The sequence below is a fragment of the Micromonospora sp. DT227 genome (genome assembly GCF_049841835.1).
Classification (GTDB): Bacteria; Actinomycetota; Actinomycetes; order Mycobacteriales; family Micromonosporaceae; genus Micromonospora.
The window spans coordinates 295,289-311,252 of record NZ_JBNCLA010000007.1 but is presented as its reverse complement, the minus strand read 5'-3'; the positions used below and the strand labels follow the sequence as shown (position 1 = coordinate 311,252).

Annotated in this window: 13 protein-coding genes and 1 riboswitch; of the genes, 7 read left to right on the top strand and 6 right to left on the bottom strand. The window is 76.2% G+C overall.

What is annotated here, in order from left to right; translation table 11 throughout:
* Positions 1–23: 23 nt before the first annotated feature.
* Entirely contained in the window at positions 24–2,156 is a 2,133-nt protein-coding gene (locus ACLQ2W_RS24385) for an ATP-dependent DNA helicase (protein WP_425788911.1), read from the top strand.
* A 52-nt stretch (positions 2,157–2,208) separates the two neighbouring features.
* Here ACLQ2W_RS24385 and ACLQ2W_RS24380 read toward each other — a convergent pair whose 3' ends face one another.
* Positions 2,209–3,489, bottom strand: coding sequence for an AI-2E family transporter (locus tag ACLQ2W_RS24380; RefSeq protein ID WP_425789037.1), 1,281 nt, complete (start codon positions 3,487–3,489; stop codon positions 2,209–2,211).
* Positions 3,490–3,661: 172 nt separating this feature from the next.
* Between ACLQ2W_RS24380 and ACLQ2W_RS24375 the strand changes: the two genes are divergently transcribed.
* The gene (locus ACLQ2W_RS24375) at positions 3,662–4,009 is read left to right on the top strand and encodes a GroES family chaperonin (RefSeq protein WP_396773744.1); all 348 of its coding nucleotides are present in this window, start codon (positions 3,662–3,664) and stop codon (positions 4,007–4,009) included.
* Positions 4,010–4,090: 81 nt separating this feature from the next.
* The gene (locus tag ACLQ2W_RS24370; protein WP_199199902.1) at positions 4,091–4,258 is read left to right on the top strand and encodes a hypothetical protein; all 168 of its coding nucleotides are present in this window, start codon (positions 4,091–4,093) and stop codon (positions 4,256–4,258) included.
* Between the two features lie 57 nt (positions 4,259–4,315).
* Here ACLQ2W_RS24370 and ACLQ2W_RS24365 read toward each other — a convergent pair whose 3' ends face one another.
* Positions 4,316–5,764, bottom strand: coding sequence for a PrsW family intramembrane metalloprotease (locus tag ACLQ2W_RS24365; RefSeq protein WP_396773746.1), 1,449 nt, complete (start codon positions 5,762–5,764; stop codon positions 4,316–4,318).
* A 23-nt stretch (positions 5,765–5,787) separates the two neighbouring features.
* Positions 5,788–5,909, top strand: a riboswitch (SAM riboswitch).
* Positions 5,910–5,953: 44 nt separating this feature from the next.
* Between ACLQ2W_RS24365 and ACLQ2W_RS24360 the strand changes: the two genes are divergently transcribed.
* Positions 5,954–7,234, top strand: coding sequence for an aminotransferase class V-fold PLP-dependent enzyme (locus ACLQ2W_RS24360; RefSeq protein WP_425788908.1), 1,281 nt, complete (start codon positions 5,954–5,956; stop codon positions 7,232–7,234).
* 97 nt (positions 7,235–7,331) lie between these two features.
* Here ACLQ2W_RS24360 and ACLQ2W_RS24355 read toward each other — a convergent pair whose 3' ends face one another.
* Positions 7,332–8,537 (bottom strand): FUSC family protein, encoded by a 1,206-nt coding sequence (locus ACLQ2W_RS24355; RefSeq protein WP_425788906.1) that lies wholly within the window; start codon positions 8,535–8,537, stop codon positions 7,332–7,334.
* Positions 8,538–8,642: 105 nt separating this feature from the next.
* Between ACLQ2W_RS24355 and ACLQ2W_RS24350 the strand changes: the two genes are divergently transcribed.
* Positions 8,643–9,278, top strand: coding sequence for an HD domain-containing protein (locus ACLQ2W_RS24350; protein WP_425788904.1), 636 nt, complete (start codon positions 8,643–8,645; stop codon positions 9,276–9,278).
* Here ACLQ2W_RS24350 and ACLQ2W_RS24345 read toward each other — a convergent pair.
* Positions 9,204–9,554 carry a DUF4031 domain-containing protein gene (locus tag ACLQ2W_RS24345; protein WP_425788902.1) on the bottom strand — a complete coding sequence of 117 codons (351 nt, stop codon included), beginning with the start codon at positions 9,552–9,554 and terminating at the stop codon, positions 9,204–9,206. The genes ACLQ2W_RS24350 and ACLQ2W_RS24345 overlap by 75 nt on opposite strands.
* Positions 9,555–9,585: 31 nt before the next feature.
* On the opposite strand from ACLQ2W_RS24345, the gene ACLQ2W_RS24340 reads away from it, so the two are divergent.
* The gene (locus ACLQ2W_RS24340; protein ID WP_425788900.1) at positions 9,586–10,986 is read left to right on the top strand and encodes an FAD-binding oxidoreductase; all 1,401 of its coding nucleotides are present in this window, start codon (positions 9,586–9,588) and stop codon (positions 10,984–10,986) included.
* A gap of 1 nt (position 10,987) precedes the next feature.
* Here ACLQ2W_RS24340 and ACLQ2W_RS24335 read toward each other — a convergent pair whose 3' ends face one another.
* Positions 10,988–11,497, bottom strand: a complete 510-nt coding sequence (locus ACLQ2W_RS24335) for a hypothetical protein (protein WP_425788898.1) — start codon at positions 11,495–11,497, stop codon at positions 10,988–10,990.
* 67 nt (positions 11,498–11,564) lie between these two features.
* Positions 11,565–13,367 (bottom strand): glycerol-3-phosphate dehydrogenase/oxidase, encoded by a 1,803-nt coding sequence (locus tag ACLQ2W_RS24330; RefSeq protein WP_425789035.1) that lies wholly within the window; start codon positions 13,365–13,367, stop codon positions 11,565–11,567.
* Between the two features lie 68 nt (positions 13,368–13,435).
* Here ACLQ2W_RS24330 and ACLQ2W_RS24325 point away from each other — a divergent pair, with 68 nt between their 5' ends.
* Complete coding sequence (locus ACLQ2W_RS24325; RefSeq protein WP_425788896.1) at positions 13,436–15,943, top strand: S8 family serine peptidase; 2,508 nt, start codon at positions 13,436–13,438, stop codon at positions 15,941–15,943.
* Positions 15,944–15,964: the final 21 nt, after the last annotated feature.

Here is a 15,964-nt window from a genome sequence, read left to right as displayed (position 1 = left end):
GTGCCGGCGGGTACGGTCGCACGGTGAGCCCGTCCCGCACCGCCACCCCCGTCCCGAAGAAGCGCCGGAGTGGCCGCGCGAGCGGCACGGAGCTGCTGGCCGCCGCGGTCGGCGCGGTCCCGGGCGGCGCGACCCGGCCCGGCCAGCAGCTCATGGCGGAGGCGATCGAGCGCAGCATCGCCTCCGGCGAGCACCTGCTGGTGCAGGCCGGCACCGGCACCGGCAAGTCCCTGGCCTACCTGGCGCCGGCGCTGACCGTGGACGGCCCGGTGGTGGTCTCCACCGCCACGCTGGCGTTGCAGTCCCAGCTCGTCGACCACGACCTGCCCCGGCTGGCCGACGCGGTCGAGCCGGTGCTCGGCCGTCGACCCACGTTCGCCGTGCTGAAGGGCCGGCACCACTATCTCTGCCTGGCCCGGTTGGACAGCTCCGTCGAGGACGAGCCGGACGACGCGCTGTTCGACGCGCCCCGGCCCGGCGGCACGAAGTGGCTCGGCGAGGCGGGCCGGCTGGGCAAGCAGGTGCAGCGGCTGCGCGACTGGGCGGAGGAGACCGCCACCGGCGACCGCGACGAGCTGGATCCGGGCGTCGACGACCAGGTCTGGCGCAGCGTCTCGATGCCGGCCCGGGAGTGCGTCGGCGCGAGCCGGTGCCCGTTCGGGCAGGAGTGCTTCGCGGAGGCGTCGCGGGCCCGCGCCCGGGAGGCCGACCTGGTGGTGACCAACCACAGCCTGCTCGCCGTGGACATGCTCGCCGGACGGCACATCGTGCCCCCGCACCGGCTGCTCGTGGTGGACGAGGCGCACGAGCTGGCCGACCGGGTCTCCTCGGCGGCCCAGGCCGAGCTGGTGCCGGAGCTGATCGACAGGTCCACCCGCCGCGCCCGGCCGCTGTTGCGCCCCGACCACGCCGACCGGCTCACCGAGGCCGGCGACGCGCTGGCCGTGGGGCTGGCCGAGGCGCCCGCCGGTCGGCTCACCGCCGGCCTGCCGCCCGCGCTGCGCGAGGCGTGCACGTTGCTCGACTCGGCGACCCGGGCCGCGCTGGAGGCGATCGGCGACGTGAAGGCCGACGACCCCGACCCGGTCCGCAAACAGCAGGCCAAGGCGGTGCTGGACGAGCTGTCCACCACCGCCCAGCGGTTGCTGGAGGAGGGCGACCACGACGTGGCCTGGGTGGAGAAGCCGGAGAACGGCAGCCGCCGGGCGCTTGTGGTGGCGCCGCTGTCGGTGGCCGGCACGCTCGCCACCCACCTCTACGACGAACGCACCGTGGTCGCCACCTCGGCCACGCTGGCGCTGGGCGGGCGCTTCGACACGGTGGCCCGGGCGCTCGGGCTGGACGCGCCGCCACCGGCCCCGCCCTCGCCGGCCGCCGCCGCGGCGGCCACCGCTGCCGCCGCCGGCCGCGGCACCGACCCGGCGCCGGTGGCGAGCACCGAGGGCAGCCGGGCGGCGATCGGCACCGTACCGGCCACCGAGGGTCCGGGCTGGCGGTCGCTCGACGTCGGCTCGCCGTTCGACTACGCCCGGCAGGGCATCCTCTACGTGGCCGCGCACCTGCCCCGCCCCAGCGTCTCCGGGCTGCCCACGGCGGCCGGCGAGGAACTGCTGGCGCTGGTCGGCGCGCTCGGTGGGCGTACCCTCGGGCTCTTCTCCTCCCGGCGGGCCGCGCAGCAGGCGGCGGAGCTGCTCCGCGCGCGGACCGACCTGCCCGTGCTGCTCCAGGGCGAGGAGGCGTTGCCGCTGCTGGTCCGCCGCTTCCGGCAGGAGCGGGAGAGCTGCCTGTTCGGGGTGATGTCGCTCTGGCAGGGGGTGGACGTGCCGGGCGACGCCTGCCAGCTCGTGGTGATCGACCGGCTGCCGTTCCCCCGGCCCGACGAGCCGCTCGCCGCGGCCCGGGCGGCGGCGGTGGACGCCGGCGGCGGCTCCGGGTTCGCCGCGGTCAGCGTGCCGATCGCGGCGGTCCGGCTGGCGCAGGGCGTGGGTCGGCTGATCCGGGCCACCGGCGACCGGGGTGTGGTGGCGGTGCTCGACTCGCGGCTGGAGACGGCACGCGGCTACGGCCCGTTCCTGCGCCGGTCGCTGCCCCCGTTCTGGTACACGACCCGGCCCGAGGTGGCCCGGGGCGCGCTGGAACGGCTGGCCAAGAGCTGACGCCCGCGCCTCCCCGGGCGGGGTGACGCGGGCGTCGGCGGATCGGGCCGGGTCAGGGCGCCTGGGAGGCGACCACCACGGCGTCCGGTGGGGTGTCCGGCACGGTACGCGCGGCGAGCCGGCGGACCGCGGTGTTGAGCACGGCGATCAGCGGCACCGAGACCAGCGCGCCGGCGATGCCGGCCAGCACCACCCCGGCGGCGATGCCGATGATCACGGCGAGCGGGTGGATGGCCACCGCGCGGCCCATGATCAGCGGCTGGAGCACGTGGCCCTCGATCTGCTGCACGCCGACCACCACGCCCAGGATGATCAGGGCGGTCACCGGGCCGCTGTCGACCAGCGCGACCAGCACGGCCACCACGCCGGAGAGGAACGCGCCGACGATCGGGATGAACGCGCCCAGGAAGACCAGCGCGGCCAGCGGGAACGCGAACGGGATGTCGAAGATGACCAGGAAGATGCCGATGCCCACGGCGTCGATGAACGCGACAAGCACGGTGGCCCGCACGTACGCGCCGAGCGTCGCCCAGGACGCGCGCCCGGCGTCGTCGACCTTCCAGCGCGCGGCCACCGGCAGCAGCCGGACCAGGAACCGCCAGATGTTGTTGCCGTCGCGCAGGAAGAAGAACGTCGCGAAGAGCACCAGGACGGTGCCGGTGAGGACCTCGGCGAGCGTCGCGGCGGTGCTGAGCGCGCCGCTGGTGAACCGCTCGGTGTTGCCGTTGATCCAGGCCTGCGCCTCGTTGATGTAGCGATCGAGCTGGCTGTCGGACAGGTGCAGCGGCCCGGTCTTGAGCCAGTTCTGGATCTGCCGGACGCCCTGCGAGGACTTCTCGCTCAGCTCCGGCACGCCCTGGATGAACTCGTTGACCACGAGCGTGAGCGTGCCGATCACCGCGGCCAGGCCGCCGACCAGCACCACGCCGGTCGCCAGCGAACGGGGGAACCGGGCCTTCAGCAACCAGCCGACCGCCGGGGCGAGCAGCGCCGAGAGCAGCAGCGCGACGGTCAACGGGATGATCACGATGCTGATCGTGCCGACGATCTTCAGCAGGGCCCAGGTGACGATGCCGATCACGATCAGCCGCCAGCACCAGGCGGCGGCGATGCGCAGCGCGTGCGGCACCTCGGTGTCGTCCCGGCTGACCGTCGAGGAGTGCATCGCGGCCGGCGGCGGGGCACCCACCACGGTCGCCGACGGCGACGCCACCGGACCCGGCGAGGTCGGCGACGCCACGCCTGCGTCCGCCAGCGTCGGGTCGTCCTCGTACCGGCGGGACCGGGCCGACTCACGGCCTGTCTCGTACGCGCGGCGGAGCCGTCCGCGCATCCGCTCGAAGCGGCTCAAGCGCACCTCCCGCACAGTTGACCCACCCACGTCACAGGGGGGACAGGATACGTCCGACCGCCCCACCCTAGGGCGGTCCCGCCACACATTGCCCCGCCGCCGCTCCCGGCAACCACGACGGAAGCGGCCGATCGGCACGCGGTAGCGTTTCGGTGTGACCGCCGACCAGAGTCTCGACGCCGGGCTGCCCATCCGCCTGCTGCACGATCGCGTGCTGGTGCGTACCGAGGGTGGTGAGGGGGAACGCCGCTCCACCGCCGGCATCGTGATCCCGGCGACCGCGGCGGTCGGCAAGCGGCTCGCCTGGGCCACGGCGGTCGGCGTGGGGCCGCACGTGCGCTCGATCGTGTCCGGGGACCGGGTGCTCTTCGACCCGGACGACCGCTCCGAGGTCGAGCTGCACGGCCGGGCGTACGTGCTGCTGCGCGAGCGCGACGTGCACGCGGTGGCGGCGGAACGGGTGGAGGACAGCGCGACCGGCTCCACCGGGCTCTACCTCTAGTCCGCCGCCCCTCCCCCGGCGCCGTTTGCGGCGCTGCCCGGCGGGAAGCCCAGGCACCTCAGTGCGCCCTGGGGAGGGACCATGCCGATCGTGATCAAGAGGATTCTCGCCTGGGGGTTCCTCGCGTTCCTGATCTACTTCATGGCGTTCCGGCCGGACGGCGCGGCGCAGCTGTTCCGGGGGATCGGGGCCGCGCTGATGGCCATCGCCCAGGGGCTCGGCGACTTCCTCACCGGCCTGATGGCCTGACCCCGCTCGGGCCGGCGCGCGACAGGCCGCTCAGCCGCGCGCGACAGCGGGCCCGGCTCAGCCGTGCGGGTGCCAGGCGTGCGGGCCGTAGCCCGGGGGCGGGGGCGGCGGGGCCAGCACCACCGGGATCGGCACCACCGGCTCGTCCGGCGCCTCGACCGCCCGCCGGGACCCGTCCGGGAACCGCAGGTGGTAGCGCTGCCCGTCCCAGACCCCGACCGGCGCCTGCGGATCACGACCGACGAAGAACGACCGGTACGCGGCGATCGCGTCCAGCAGCTCCCGTTCCTCCCGTGCCGTCCGGTCCCGCTCGGCGGGCTTGCGGTCCAGCCCCCGGCGCATCCCGTCGCGCAGCAGCGCCAGCCGGGTCGCGGCGAACTGGTAGCCGCGCATCGCCTTCACGCCGCCGTCGCCGGCCACCCGCCGGGCCCAGGTGCGGGCCGCGTGTCGCCGGCCCAGGCTGCCCAGCGCCGCCACCTCGGGCGGGGTGAGCCAACCGGCCCGGACGTAGTCGGGCAGCGTGCGCTCGGTGAGCCGGCCCTCCCAGGCCCGCAGCCAGACGGCCAGCCCCACCATGCCGAAGAAGATGGGCACCATGACGCCGAGGTAGCCGTAGAGCACGATCACCTGCTGCCCGGTGGCCTGGGCCAGTGACGGCAGCAGGTTCCAGGTGCCGTGCAGCATCATGGCCAGCAGCAGGCCGGCGAGCGGGGCGAGGATCCGCACCCGCCGGTCGGCGGTCCGCGCGGCCACGCCCAGCCCGACGCCGGTCATCGAGGTGAACAGCGGGTGGGCGAAGCCGAAGAGCAGGATCCGCACGATGAAGATCGCGATCACCTGCTGCGCGCCGGTGGCCGGGCCATACTCCTCCACGCCGGTGCGGTAGCCGTATCCGCCGAGGTAGAGGATGTTCTCGACCATGGCGAAGCCGACCGCGGACAGCCCGCAGTAGACCAGCCCGTCGGTGATCCCGGAGATCTCCCGGCGCCGGAAGATCAGCAGCAGGATCGGGCCGGCCGCCTTGGTCAGCTCCTCGATGAACGGCGCGACGAGCACGGCGGTCAGCGCGGCGGGCAACCCGCGGTCCTCGAACAGTCGCGCGCCGGTCTCGTTGACCAGCAGCGAGATGGCGGTGGAGACGAACGCGCCCCAGGCGAAGCAGAAGATGAGGTATTTCAGCGGCTCGGGTTCGTAACGGTCGAGCCAGAGGAAGCAGGACACCAGCACCGGCACCGGCAGGATCGCCGCGATCACGCCGACCAGCAGCGCCTCCGCGCCCAGGCTCTCGCCCAGCGTGAAGACCATGAACAGCGCGCCGGCCGCGATCAGCAGCACCACCGCGGCCAGCGCCAGGAAGCGCCGCCAGCCGAGCCGGCGCAGCGGCATGCGCGGCGTCGACGCCCCGGGCGGCGGGACGGCGGGCGCGGGCGGCGGCGGTGCTCCGCCGGGCGGGGTGACGGCCATGCGGTCAGCGTAGCCACCCGCGCCCCACTGGTCCGGCCGCATCGTGACGGCTATGCTGCCGGGCAGGTCACGAGCGCCAGCGTCAAGCCCCGGCTTGCTGGCCGGCAACCCTCGTCGAGTTCGCGGTGGGGTGCCCCGGGTGATGACCGGGCCCAGCGCCGTGTCGCGTGCTGGGCAAGCGCGGACCCCGTCCCGGCACCCCGGGGTCCCCGGTTACCCGGAGGCTCCGCCATGACCGTCACCCTCGTACCCGCCATCCCCACGCTGCCCGTTCCGGTCCGGCCGGACCCGCTCGGCGTGCTCGGCGTACCGGGAGAGATCAACCTGGACCACGCCGCCAGCGCGCCGTGCGCGCGGGCCGCGGCCGACGCGGTGGCCGAGCTGCTGCCCTGGTACGCGAGCGTGCACCGCGGCGCGGGCGCGCTGTCCCGGCGCTGCACGCTCGCCTACGAGCGGGCCCGGCAGACCGTGGCGGACTTCGTCGGCGCGCGTCCCACCGACCACGTGATCTTCACCCGGAACACCACGGACGCGGTGAACCTGCTGGCCCGGGCGCTGCCGGCCGGCACCACGGTGGTCACGTTCGGCGGGGAGCACCACGCGAACCTGCTCCCCTGGCCGCGCGGCTCGGTCCGGCTGCCGGTGCCGGACAGCCCGGCCGGCGCGGTCCGGTCGCTGAGCCTGGCGCTTGCCGAGCTGGCCCGCGACGCCCGGCCCGGCCGGCCGGTGCTGGTCGCGGTGACCGGCGCCAGCAACGTCACCGGCGAGTGCTGGCCGGTCGCCGAGCTGGCCCGGGTGGCCCACCGGTACGGCGCACGCGTCCTGGTGGACGCCGCGCAGCTCGCCCCGCACGCCCCGGTCGACGTGGCCACGCTGGACGTGGACTACCTGGCGCTCTCCGGCCACAAGCTGTACGCCCCGTTCGGCGCCGGCGTGCTGGTCGGGCGCGCGGACTGGCTGGACGCCGCCGCGCCGTACCTGGCCGGCGGCGGGGCCACGGGTCACGTCGGCGCGGCCACCCACGAGGTGCGGTGGGTGACCGGCCCGGCCCGGCACGAGGGCGGCACGCCGAACCTGCTCGGCGCGGTGGCGCTGGCGGCGGTCTGCGCGGCGTTCACGGCGGCGGACCGGACCGCGCAGCACGCCCGGGAGCAGGCGCTGCTGTCCCGGCTGCGGTCCGGCCTGGCCGCGCTGCCGGACGTGGTGGAGCTGCGCACGTTCGGCCCGGACTCGCCCCGGGTGGGCATCGTCAGCTTCGTGGTCGCCGGGTGGGACTCCGCCGAGGTGGCCGCGCACCTGGCGGCCCGGCACCGGATCGGCGTGCGGGACGGCCTGTTCTGCGCCCATCCGCTGACCCGCCGCCTGCTGACCGAGGCCGCCGCCCGCTCGGCCCGCACCGACCTGCCCCCCACCGCGCTGCGCGCCAGCCTCGGCCTGGGCACCACCGCCCACGAGATCGACACCCTCCTGACCGCGCTGGCCACCCTGGCCACCCTCCCCCATCCCCGTTGATCATGAAGTTGACCGCCCCGGAAAACGCTCTCCCACCCGCCAACCTCATGATCACCGAGGCGGGGGCAGGGGTGGGGGGTGGGGGTGGGGGTGGGGGTCAGCCGACCGGCGGGGCGGTGGGGGCGGTGGGGGGAGCTTCGGCGGGCTGGTCCTTTCCGTGGAACGCCTGCCGGACCAGGCGGTTCGCCTCCTCCTGGTCGATGCCGGACGCCACCATCAGGTCGCTGGCGGCGGTCCGCACCTGGGCGATCACCACGCTGCCGGAGAAGCCGACCCCCTCGGCGTACGCCCGGCCGGCCTCGCTGACCGCCCGCAGCGCCCGCTCCCGGGCCTGTTCCGGCTCCTCGCCGACGGCGAACTCGTGCCGGAGCAGGCGTACCGACTCGGCGAGGTGGGCGACGGAGTCGGGCATCGGCTCGGGGATCGACTCCTCGTCCTCGATCATGGTGACCGCGCGGCGGATCAGCGTGCCGCTGTTGCGCATCGCCCGGTCGATCGGCTCGGCCGCCTCCGCGTAGTGGGTCAGCTCGCTGCGCCGGTGCCAGCGGGCCGGCGAGATGGTGATGGTCTCCTTCGCGCCCTCGATCGCCTCGCTGAGCGCGTCCAACTCCTCCTTGTTCTCCCGGAGCCGGAACAGCGCCCGCTGGGCCGCGCCCCGGTCCCGGTTGCGCAGCGCCTCGGCGCACACGTCGAGCTGCTCGGCGAGCAGGTCCAGCGCCGGCCGGGCGGCCCGGTTGATCACCCGGAGCGGGTTGAGCGGGAGCAGGACGGCGGTCACCAGCAACGCGATGCTGCCGCCGATGAAGGCGTCGACGAAGCGCGGGAACTCGATGTTCTGGGTGGACGGGCTGAGCGTCACGATCAGCACCGCGGTGGCCGCCGCCTGGATCACGATGGCCACGCTCGCCCCGGCGAAGATGGTCAGCAGGATCGCCGAGGTCACCACCAGCGCGAGCTGCCAGGCGCCGGTGCCGAGGAAGTAGATCAGCACGTCACCGACGAGGACGCCGACCGCCACCCCGATGATCAACTCGACGGTACGCCGGAACCGCTGCCCCACCGAGGCGGCGAGCGTGCCCACCGCGGAGATCGGGGCGAACACCGGCTGCGGGTTGTGCAGCAGGCGGTGCGAGACCAGGTACGCGAGGCCGGCCGCGAGCCCCGCCTGCAACGCCAGGCCGAACGCGGTCCGGACCCGGTGCAGCCGGTCGTGCAGCGTGGCCTTGCTCCGGTGGCGCAACTCGTCCATCGCGGCGGCGATCCGTGGCCCGTCGAGGTCGCCAAGCGATTCGCGCGACGTCATGCGCCGCAGGAACGGCGGTTGTCGGTCCTGGGCCATGGCGGGTACTACCCGTCCCGCCCCCGGTGAATCCTCGCCCCGACGACGGAGTGGGGCAGACTGCACCGGATGGACGAGCTGACGACGCGGTGGCGGGCGACGGCCCGGGCGGCCGGCGCGACCGATCCGGACGCCGTGGCGCGGGCCGGGGCGCGGCTGCTGGCCGGCTGGCGGGAGCCGCACCGGCACCACCACACGGAGGATCACCTGCGGGCGGTGCTCGACGTGGTCGACGCGTACGCCGATCGGGCCCGCCACCCGGACCTGGTCCGGCTCGCGGCGTGGTGCCACGACGCGGTCTACGACCCGCGGGCCGGCGGCGACGCCAACGAGCGGGCCAGCGCCGACCTGGGCGACGCGCTGCTCACCGCCGCCGGGCTGCCGGCCGCGGCGGTGACCGGGGTACGCCGCCTGGTGCTGCTCACCGCCGGCCACGCGGTCGGGCCGGACGACCCGGACGGCGCGTTGCTCTGCGACGCCGACCTGGCGGTGCTGGCCGCCGCGCCGGACGACTACGACAGGTACGCCGCCGCGATCCGCCGCGAGTACGCCCACGTCCCGGAGCCGGACTTCCGCGCCGGCCGAGCCGCCGTGCTGCGGCACCTGCTGGCCCTGCCGGCGCTCTACCGGCTACCCGAGCCGCACGCCCGCTGGGAGGCGCCCGCCCGCGCCAACCTGACCCGCGAGCTGAGCACGCTGAGCTGAGACCGGCGCGGCCGGGGCGGAGACGTGTTTCGGGCGGCGCAGGCCGCCGGCGCGCAGCAGGCGGACGATCTCGCGGGACGGGACCACCGTCGCGCCCAGCCAGACCGCCACCCGGAACCGCTCGGCGGGCAGGTCGTAGTGGTCCCGGTCGAAGCCGCGCCGGCCGGCGCCGAGCAGCTCGGCGAAGGCGTGCAGCTCCGCGAAGGAGACGTCGCTGATCAGGTGCGACCAGAGCCGGCCGCGCCAGGGCACCGCGGGCGGGTCCAGGTAGAGCACCGTTCCAAAGTACGCCGGTAGCCTTCCCGGCATGGCTGCCCATCCCCTCCTCGACGAACTGCGGGACGCGCTCGGTGAGTCCGCCGTGCTGACCGACCCGGACCTGCTGGCCGGGCACGAGCGGGACGAGGCCGACCTGTGCGCCTCGGGCACCCCGCTGGTGGTGGTCCGCCCCCGGGACACCGCGGGCGTGGTGGCGGCGGTACGCGCGGCGGGCCGGCACGGCGTACCGGTGGTGCCGCAGGGCGCCCGGACCGGGCTGGCCGGCGCGGCGAACGCGGTGGCCGGCGCGCTGGTGGTGAGCACGGTGGCGATGGACCGGATCGTGGAGATCGACCCGGTGGGCCGGATCGCCGTGGTGCAGCCCGGCGTGGTCAACGCCGCGCTGGCCGCGGCGGTGCGGGCGCGCGGGCTCTGGTACCCGCCGGACCCCGGTTCCTGGGAGTCGTCCACCATCGGCGGCAACGTGGCCACCAACGCCGGCGGCATGTGCTGCGTGAAGTACGGCGTGACCAGCGAGTACGTGCTCGGCCTGGAGGTGGTGCTCGCCTCCGGCGAGGTGCTGCGCACCGGCCGGCGCACCGCCAAGGGCGTCGCCGGGTACGACCTGACCCGGCTCTTCGTCGGCTCGGAGGGCACGCTCGGCGTGATCACCGAGGTGACCGTGGCGCTGCGTCCGGCGCCGGAGGCGGCCCTGACCCTGGTGGCGGTCTTCGGCACCACGGCGGCGGCCGGGGGCGCGGTGGCCGGCATCGCCGAGCGGGGGCTCACCCCGAGCCTGCTGGAGCTGCTGGACCGGACGCACCTGCGGGCCATCGAGGCGTACCAACCGATGGGGCTGCGGACCGACGCGGAGGCGCTGCTGCTGGCCGCGGTCGACACCGGCGGCCGGGCGGCCGACGACCTGGCCCGGATCGCCGAGGTGTGCACGGCGGCCGGCACCGACGAGGTCTGGGCGGCCACCGACGCGACCGAGGCCGCCGCGCTGCTCCAGGCGCGGCGGCTGGCCCACCCGGCGATGGAGCGGTTCGCCGCCGAGACGTTCCCGGCCGGCAACGGCGGCCTGGTCATCGACGACGTGGCGGTGCCACGCGGTCGGCTGGCGGAGCTGCTGGACGGCGTGGCCCGGATCGCCGTCGCGTGTGACGTGCCGATCGGGGTGGTCGGGCACGCCGGCGACGGCAACATGCACCCGAACATCGTGGTCGACCGCGCCGACCCGGCCAGCCTGGAGCGGGGCCGGCGGGCCTTCGACGAGATCATGCGGCTCGGGCTGGACCTGGGCGGCACCTGCACCGGCGAGCACGGCGTCGGGCTGCTCAAGCGGGACTGGCTGGCGCGGGAGATCGGCCCGGTGGGCGTCCGGGTGCACCAGGCGATCAAGGCGGCGCTGGACCCGGCCGGGCTGCTCAACCCCGGCAAGGTGCTCTGACTCAGCCCTTGTCGTCGGCGGGCGTGGCCTGGGTGAGCAGCAGCAGCACCTCGTACGCCACCGGCGGCGCCGGCTCGCCCGGGCAGTCCTGGATGGTGACGGTCAGCCCCGGCGGGATCAGCAGCGTCGAGGTCAGCACGCCGATGCAGAGCTGCCGGTACCGCCGGGCCTGGTCGGTCTCCCGGGCCAGCGCCGGGTCGGCGAGCATCCGCTGCAACCGGGACGTCTGCTCCGGGTTCAGCGAGCCGGTCGCGTCGACGCCGTCGCCGGCGCAGTCCCGGCACTGCCACCGGCCGGTCGGCTCCACGTCGAGCGTGCGGACCGGGCCGTCCCCGCCCAGCCGCTGCATCAGGGTGACGATGTTCCCGGTCGGTGTCGGGGTGGCCGAGCCCTGCTGACCTGAGGTGGCGGCGCTCCCGGCGTCGCCGAGGAGCGCGCAGCCGGTCAGGGCGGTCGCCAGCAGGACACCGGCGGACAGGGCGGGGACGCGCGACCACGATGGGCGAACCACGCGGGAAACCTACACTTCCGTAGGTAGCGCGCACTAGCCGTCGAGCGGCCGTTAGGGGTAGGGCCGGCTAGCGGGGCGAGGCCGGGAGGTCGGTGCCCCGGTCGGCCGCGAAGCCCCGCACGTCGGGCGCGCCGAGCCGGGCCGCGTCGGCCCCGATGTCGTCCGGCATGAGCTGCGACGCCCGCTCGGCCTCCACCCGCGCCCGGTAGTGGGCGACCTCCCGGGCGCGGGTCGCCGCGTCCCAGCCGAGCACCGCGCCCATCAGCTCCGCGACGTGCTCCGCCGACTCCAGGCCGCGGTGGCTGGTCTCGATGGAGATCCGGGTACGCCGGGTGAGCACGTCCTCCACGTGCAACGCGCCCTCGGCCCGGGCCGCGTACGTGACCTCGGCGGCGAGGTACTCCGGCGCGCCGGCCAGCGGCGAGGCGAGCAGCGGATCGGCGTCGACCAGGGCGAGCAGGTCCAGGGTGAGCGTGCCGTAGCGCTCCAGCAGGTGCTCCACCACCCCGACCGGCACCCGGTGCCGGCGGGCCAGGTCGGCCCGGTCCCGCCACATGGCGGCGTACCCGTCGGCACCGAGCAGCGGCAGGTCGGCGGTGCGCGACGGGCGGGTCCGGCCGAGCCGGCGCGCCGCGTGGTCGACCACGTCGGCGGCCATCACCCGGTACGTCGTGTACTTCCCGCCGGCCACCAGCAGCAGGCCGAGCATCGGCTCGACCACGGCGTGTTCCCGGGACAGCTTGGAGGTGGAGTCCGCCTCGCCGGAGAGCAGCGGGCGCAGCCCGGCGTAGACGCCCTCGATGTCGGCGGTGGTCAGTGGCCGGTCCAGCACGGCGTTGACCTGCTCCAGCAGGTAGTCGATGTCGCGCGCGGTGGCGGCCGGGTGGGACCGGTCGAGCTGCCAGTCGGTGTCCGTGGTGCCGATGATCCAGTGGCCGCCCCACGGGATGACGAAGAGCACGCTGGTGGCGGTGCGCAGGATCAGCCCGGTCTCGCCGACGATCGCCGAGCGTGGCACCACCAGGTGCACGCCCTTCGACGCCCGGACGCGCAGGCCGGGACGCAGCCCGACGTCGTTGAGCATCCGCGACATGTCGTCGCTCCACACGCCGGTCGCGGCGATCACGGTGCGGGCCCGCACCTCGAACTCGGCGTCCGGCGAACCGGCCGGCGCCTCCAGGTCACGCACCCGGACGCCGGTCACCTCGCGGGCCTGGCGGATCAGGCCGACCGCCCGGGCGCTGGTGACCACCGTCGCGCCGAGGCTGGCCGCGGTGCGGGCCAGTGTGACCACCAGGCGGGCGTCGTCGACCTGGCCGTCGTAGTAGCGGATCGCCCCGGCCAGCGTGTCGGGCCGCAGGCTGGGGAAGATCCGGCGGGCGCCCTCCCGGGTGAGGTGCCGGTGCAGCGGCATGCCGCGTCCACCGCCGAACACGCCGGCGAACACGTCGTACGCGGCCACGCCGAGCCCGTAGTAGGAGCGGCGGAGGATCCGCCGGGGCAGGTCGCGGACGCCGCCCTCGGTCGGCAACGGCACCAGGATCGGCACCGGGCGGACCAGGTGCGGGGCGAGCCGGGTGGCGAGCAGCCCGCGCTCGGTCAGCGCCTCGTGGACCAGGTGGAACTCCAACTGTTCCAGGTAGCGCAGGCCACCGTGGATCAGCTTGCTGGACCGGCTGGACGTGCCTGCCGCGTAGTCGCGCGCCTCCACCAGGGCGACCTTCAGCCCTCGGGACGCGGCGTCCAGCGCGGCGCCCGCCCCGGTCACCCCGCCGCCGATGACCAGCACGTCGAACCGCTCGGCGCGGAGCCGGCGCAGGTCGGCGGCGCGGCGCTCGGCGGAGAGCTGGCCGGCCTCGGATCGGGACACATTGGGGTCGCGCACCCGTCCACGGTAGCCGTCCGCACGCCACGGCGACACGTCCCGGCCGTACCGTGATGACCATGCTGACCGGCCCGCCCGTTGCCCCCGTACCCCCGCCGCCGCCGCGCGAGACCGGGCCGTGGCCGGTCGTCGCGGCGGTCGCGGCCGGCGTCTGGGTGGTGCTGGTGACCGTGCCCGGCCAGGTCACCGGCTGGCTGGTCGACCAGGTGGTGCTGGTCACCGGGCTGGACCGCGCGGTGGCCGTCTGGCCGGTGGTCGCGGCGGTCACCGTGCTGCTGGTCGGCGCGCCGGTGCTGGCGCTGGCGCTGGTGCCGCGTTCCCCGGCGCTGCGGGCGACCGGGCGGGCGTGGGCCGGCGGCGCGCTCACGCTGGGCGCGGCGACGCTGCTCCGGGCGCTCCCACCGGTGCACCACGAGGCGTACCTGGCGGCGCTGGCGGCGACCGCCGCGCTGCTCGCGCTCGCCGCCGCCCGGCTCGCCCGCCGCCGCCCGCCCACCCCGGCGGCCACCGCCGGGCCCTCCGGCCCCATCCCGGTGGACGGGCCGGCGACGGCCACCGGGGCAGCCGGCCCGGGGGCGGCGGACGGCGGGACCGGGCCGGCCGTCCGCCGGGGCGCGCGTCCCGGCGCGGTGACGTTGCTGGCGGTGGCCGCCGGGCTGGCGATGCTGCTGCCCTGGGTGTGGGTGGGCGCGCTGGGCGGCGCGCTGGAGACGCTGCTCGCCGGCCTGGCCGCCGCCGCGTTCGGCGTGCTGGCCGGCGTGCTGCTCGGCCCCGGGTTCTGGGCCGCGTTCGCCGCCGGGCCGACGCCCCGGCCGGTCCGGCTGGTGCTGCTCGGCGGTCTGGTCGCCGGCGTCACGCTGACGATGCTGGCGGCCGGTGCGGGGCAGTCCGGCGCGCAGTTGCCGGGCCTGGTGCTGCTGCCGCCGCTCGGCTTCGTGCTGGGCGCGCTGGAGGCCGCGGCCCGACGCGCCGGCCGCCCCGCCGGGGCCGCGCCGGCGCGCTGGCTGGTCGGCCTGGCGCTGGCCGGGCCGCTGGCCTTCACCGACCCGGAGGAGATCACCCTGCTGCTGGCCAGCAGTCGCGACGTGCCGTTCTGGGTCGCGGTGGGCACCGGCGCGGCGTTCGCCGTCGCGGTCCTGCTCGCCGTCGGGTACGCCGTGCTGCTCGCCCGTCGCCATGCCGGCGCGCCCCGGCGGGGGGTGGCCGGGCTGGCCGCCGGGGCCCTGCTGGCCGCCGTGGCGGTGGTGTACGTGGTCCCCGGCCAGCCGGGCCTGTACGGCGAGCGGCTGCTTGTGGTGCTGCGCGAGCAGGCGGACCTGAGCGGCCTGCCGGCCGGCGCGCCGGGCCGGGCGGGGCGGGACGCGCGGGCCGCCGAGGTCTACCGGCGGCTGGTGGCGACCGCCGACCGCACGCAGGGCGACCTGCGCCGCACGCTGACCCGGCTGCGCCTGAACCCGACCCCGTACTACCTGGTCAACGCCATCTCCACGGACGGCGGTCCGGGCGTCCGGGCGTGGTTGTCCGGCCGGCCCGAGGTGGCCCGGGTGCTCGTCGACCAGCGCCCGCGTCCGCTGCCCGCGGCGGCGCCGCCGGCCCGGGGCGACACCCCGGCACCGACCGGCCCCACCTGGAACGTGTCGCTGATCGGGGCGGACCGGGTCTGGTCGGAGCTGGGCGTGACCGGCGCCGGCGTGGTGGTGGGCAGCTCCGACTCCGGGGTGGACGGCCGGCATCCGGCGCTGGCACCCGGTTTCCGGGGCGGCGACGACTCCTGGTACGACCCGTGGGAGCACCGCCGCACGCCGGCCGACCAGGGCGGCCACGGCACCCACACGCTCGGCAGCGCGGTGGGCCGCGACGGGATCGGGGTGGCGCCCGGGGCGAGCTGGGTGGGCTGCGTCAACCTGGACCGCAACCTCGGCAGCCCGGCCCGCTACCTCGACTGCCTCCAGTTCATGCTGGCGCCGTTCCCGCCGGGCGGGAACCCGCTGACCGACGGCCGGCCGCGGCGCGCGCCGGACGTGCTGACCAACTCGTGGGGCTGCCCGCCGCTGGAGGGGTGCGATCCGGGGGCGCTGCGCCCGGCGACCGCCGCGCTGGCGGCGGCCGGCATCCTGGTGGTGGCCGCCGCCGGCAACACCGGCCCGTACTGCGGGTCGATCGTCGACCCGCCGGCGCCGTACCCGGACGTGCTCACGGTCGGCGCGGTCGACCGGGCGCGCCGGCTCACCGAGTTCTCCAGCCGGGGCCCGACCGGGGATGCCCCCAAGCCCGACCTGGTGGCACCGGGCGCGGCGGTGCCGTCGGCGTTCCCCGGCGGCGGGTACGCCACCCTGGACGGCACCTCGATGGCGACACCGCAGGTGGCCGGCGTGGTGGCGCTGATGTGGTCGGCGAACCCGGCGCTGGTCGGGGACCTGGCGCGGACCCGCCGGATCCTCACCGAGACCGCCACGCCGGCCACCGCCCCGGCCGGTACGACCTGCGGAGGCACCCGGGACCTGGTCGGCGCCGGCCTGGTCGACGCGTACGCGGCGGTGCGAGCGGCGCGGAACGGTTAACAACCCTGCCGGAATGGCCTA

Bases quoted from the DNA above. Each gene is read 5' to 3' on its own strand.
- ACLQ2W_RS24380 (WP_425789037.1), bottom strand. From the start codon at position 3,489: ATGCGCGGACGGCTCCGCCGCGCGTACGAGACAGGCCGTGAGTCGGCC.
- ACLQ2W_RS24370 (WP_199199902.1), top strand. From the start codon at position 4,091: ATGCCGATCGTGATCAAGAGGATTCTCGCCTGGGGGTTCCTCGCGTTC.
- ACLQ2W_RS24365 (WP_396773746.1), bottom strand. From the start codon at position 5,764: ATGCGGCCGGACCAGTGGGGCGCGGGTGGCTACGCTGACCGCATGGCC.
- ACLQ2W_RS24360 (WP_425788908.1), top strand. From the start codon at position 5,954: ATGACCGTCACCCTCGTACCCGCCATCCCCACGCTGCCCGTTCCGGTC.
- ACLQ2W_RS24355 (WP_425788906.1), bottom strand. From the start codon at position 8,537: ATGACGTCGCGCGAATCGCTTGGCGACCTCGACGGGCCACGGATCGCC.
- ACLQ2W_RS24350 (WP_425788904.1), top strand. From the start codon at position 8,643: ATGGACGAGCTGACGACGCGGTGGCGGGCGACGGCCCGGGCGGCCGGC.
- ACLQ2W_RS24340 (WP_425788900.1), top strand. From the start codon at position 9,586: ATGGCTGCCCATCCCCTCCTCGACGAACTGCGGGACGCGCTCGGTGAG.
- ACLQ2W_RS24325 (WP_425788896.1), top strand. From the start codon at position 13,436: ATGACCATGCTGACCGGCCCGCCCGTTGCCCCCGTACCCCCGCCGCCG.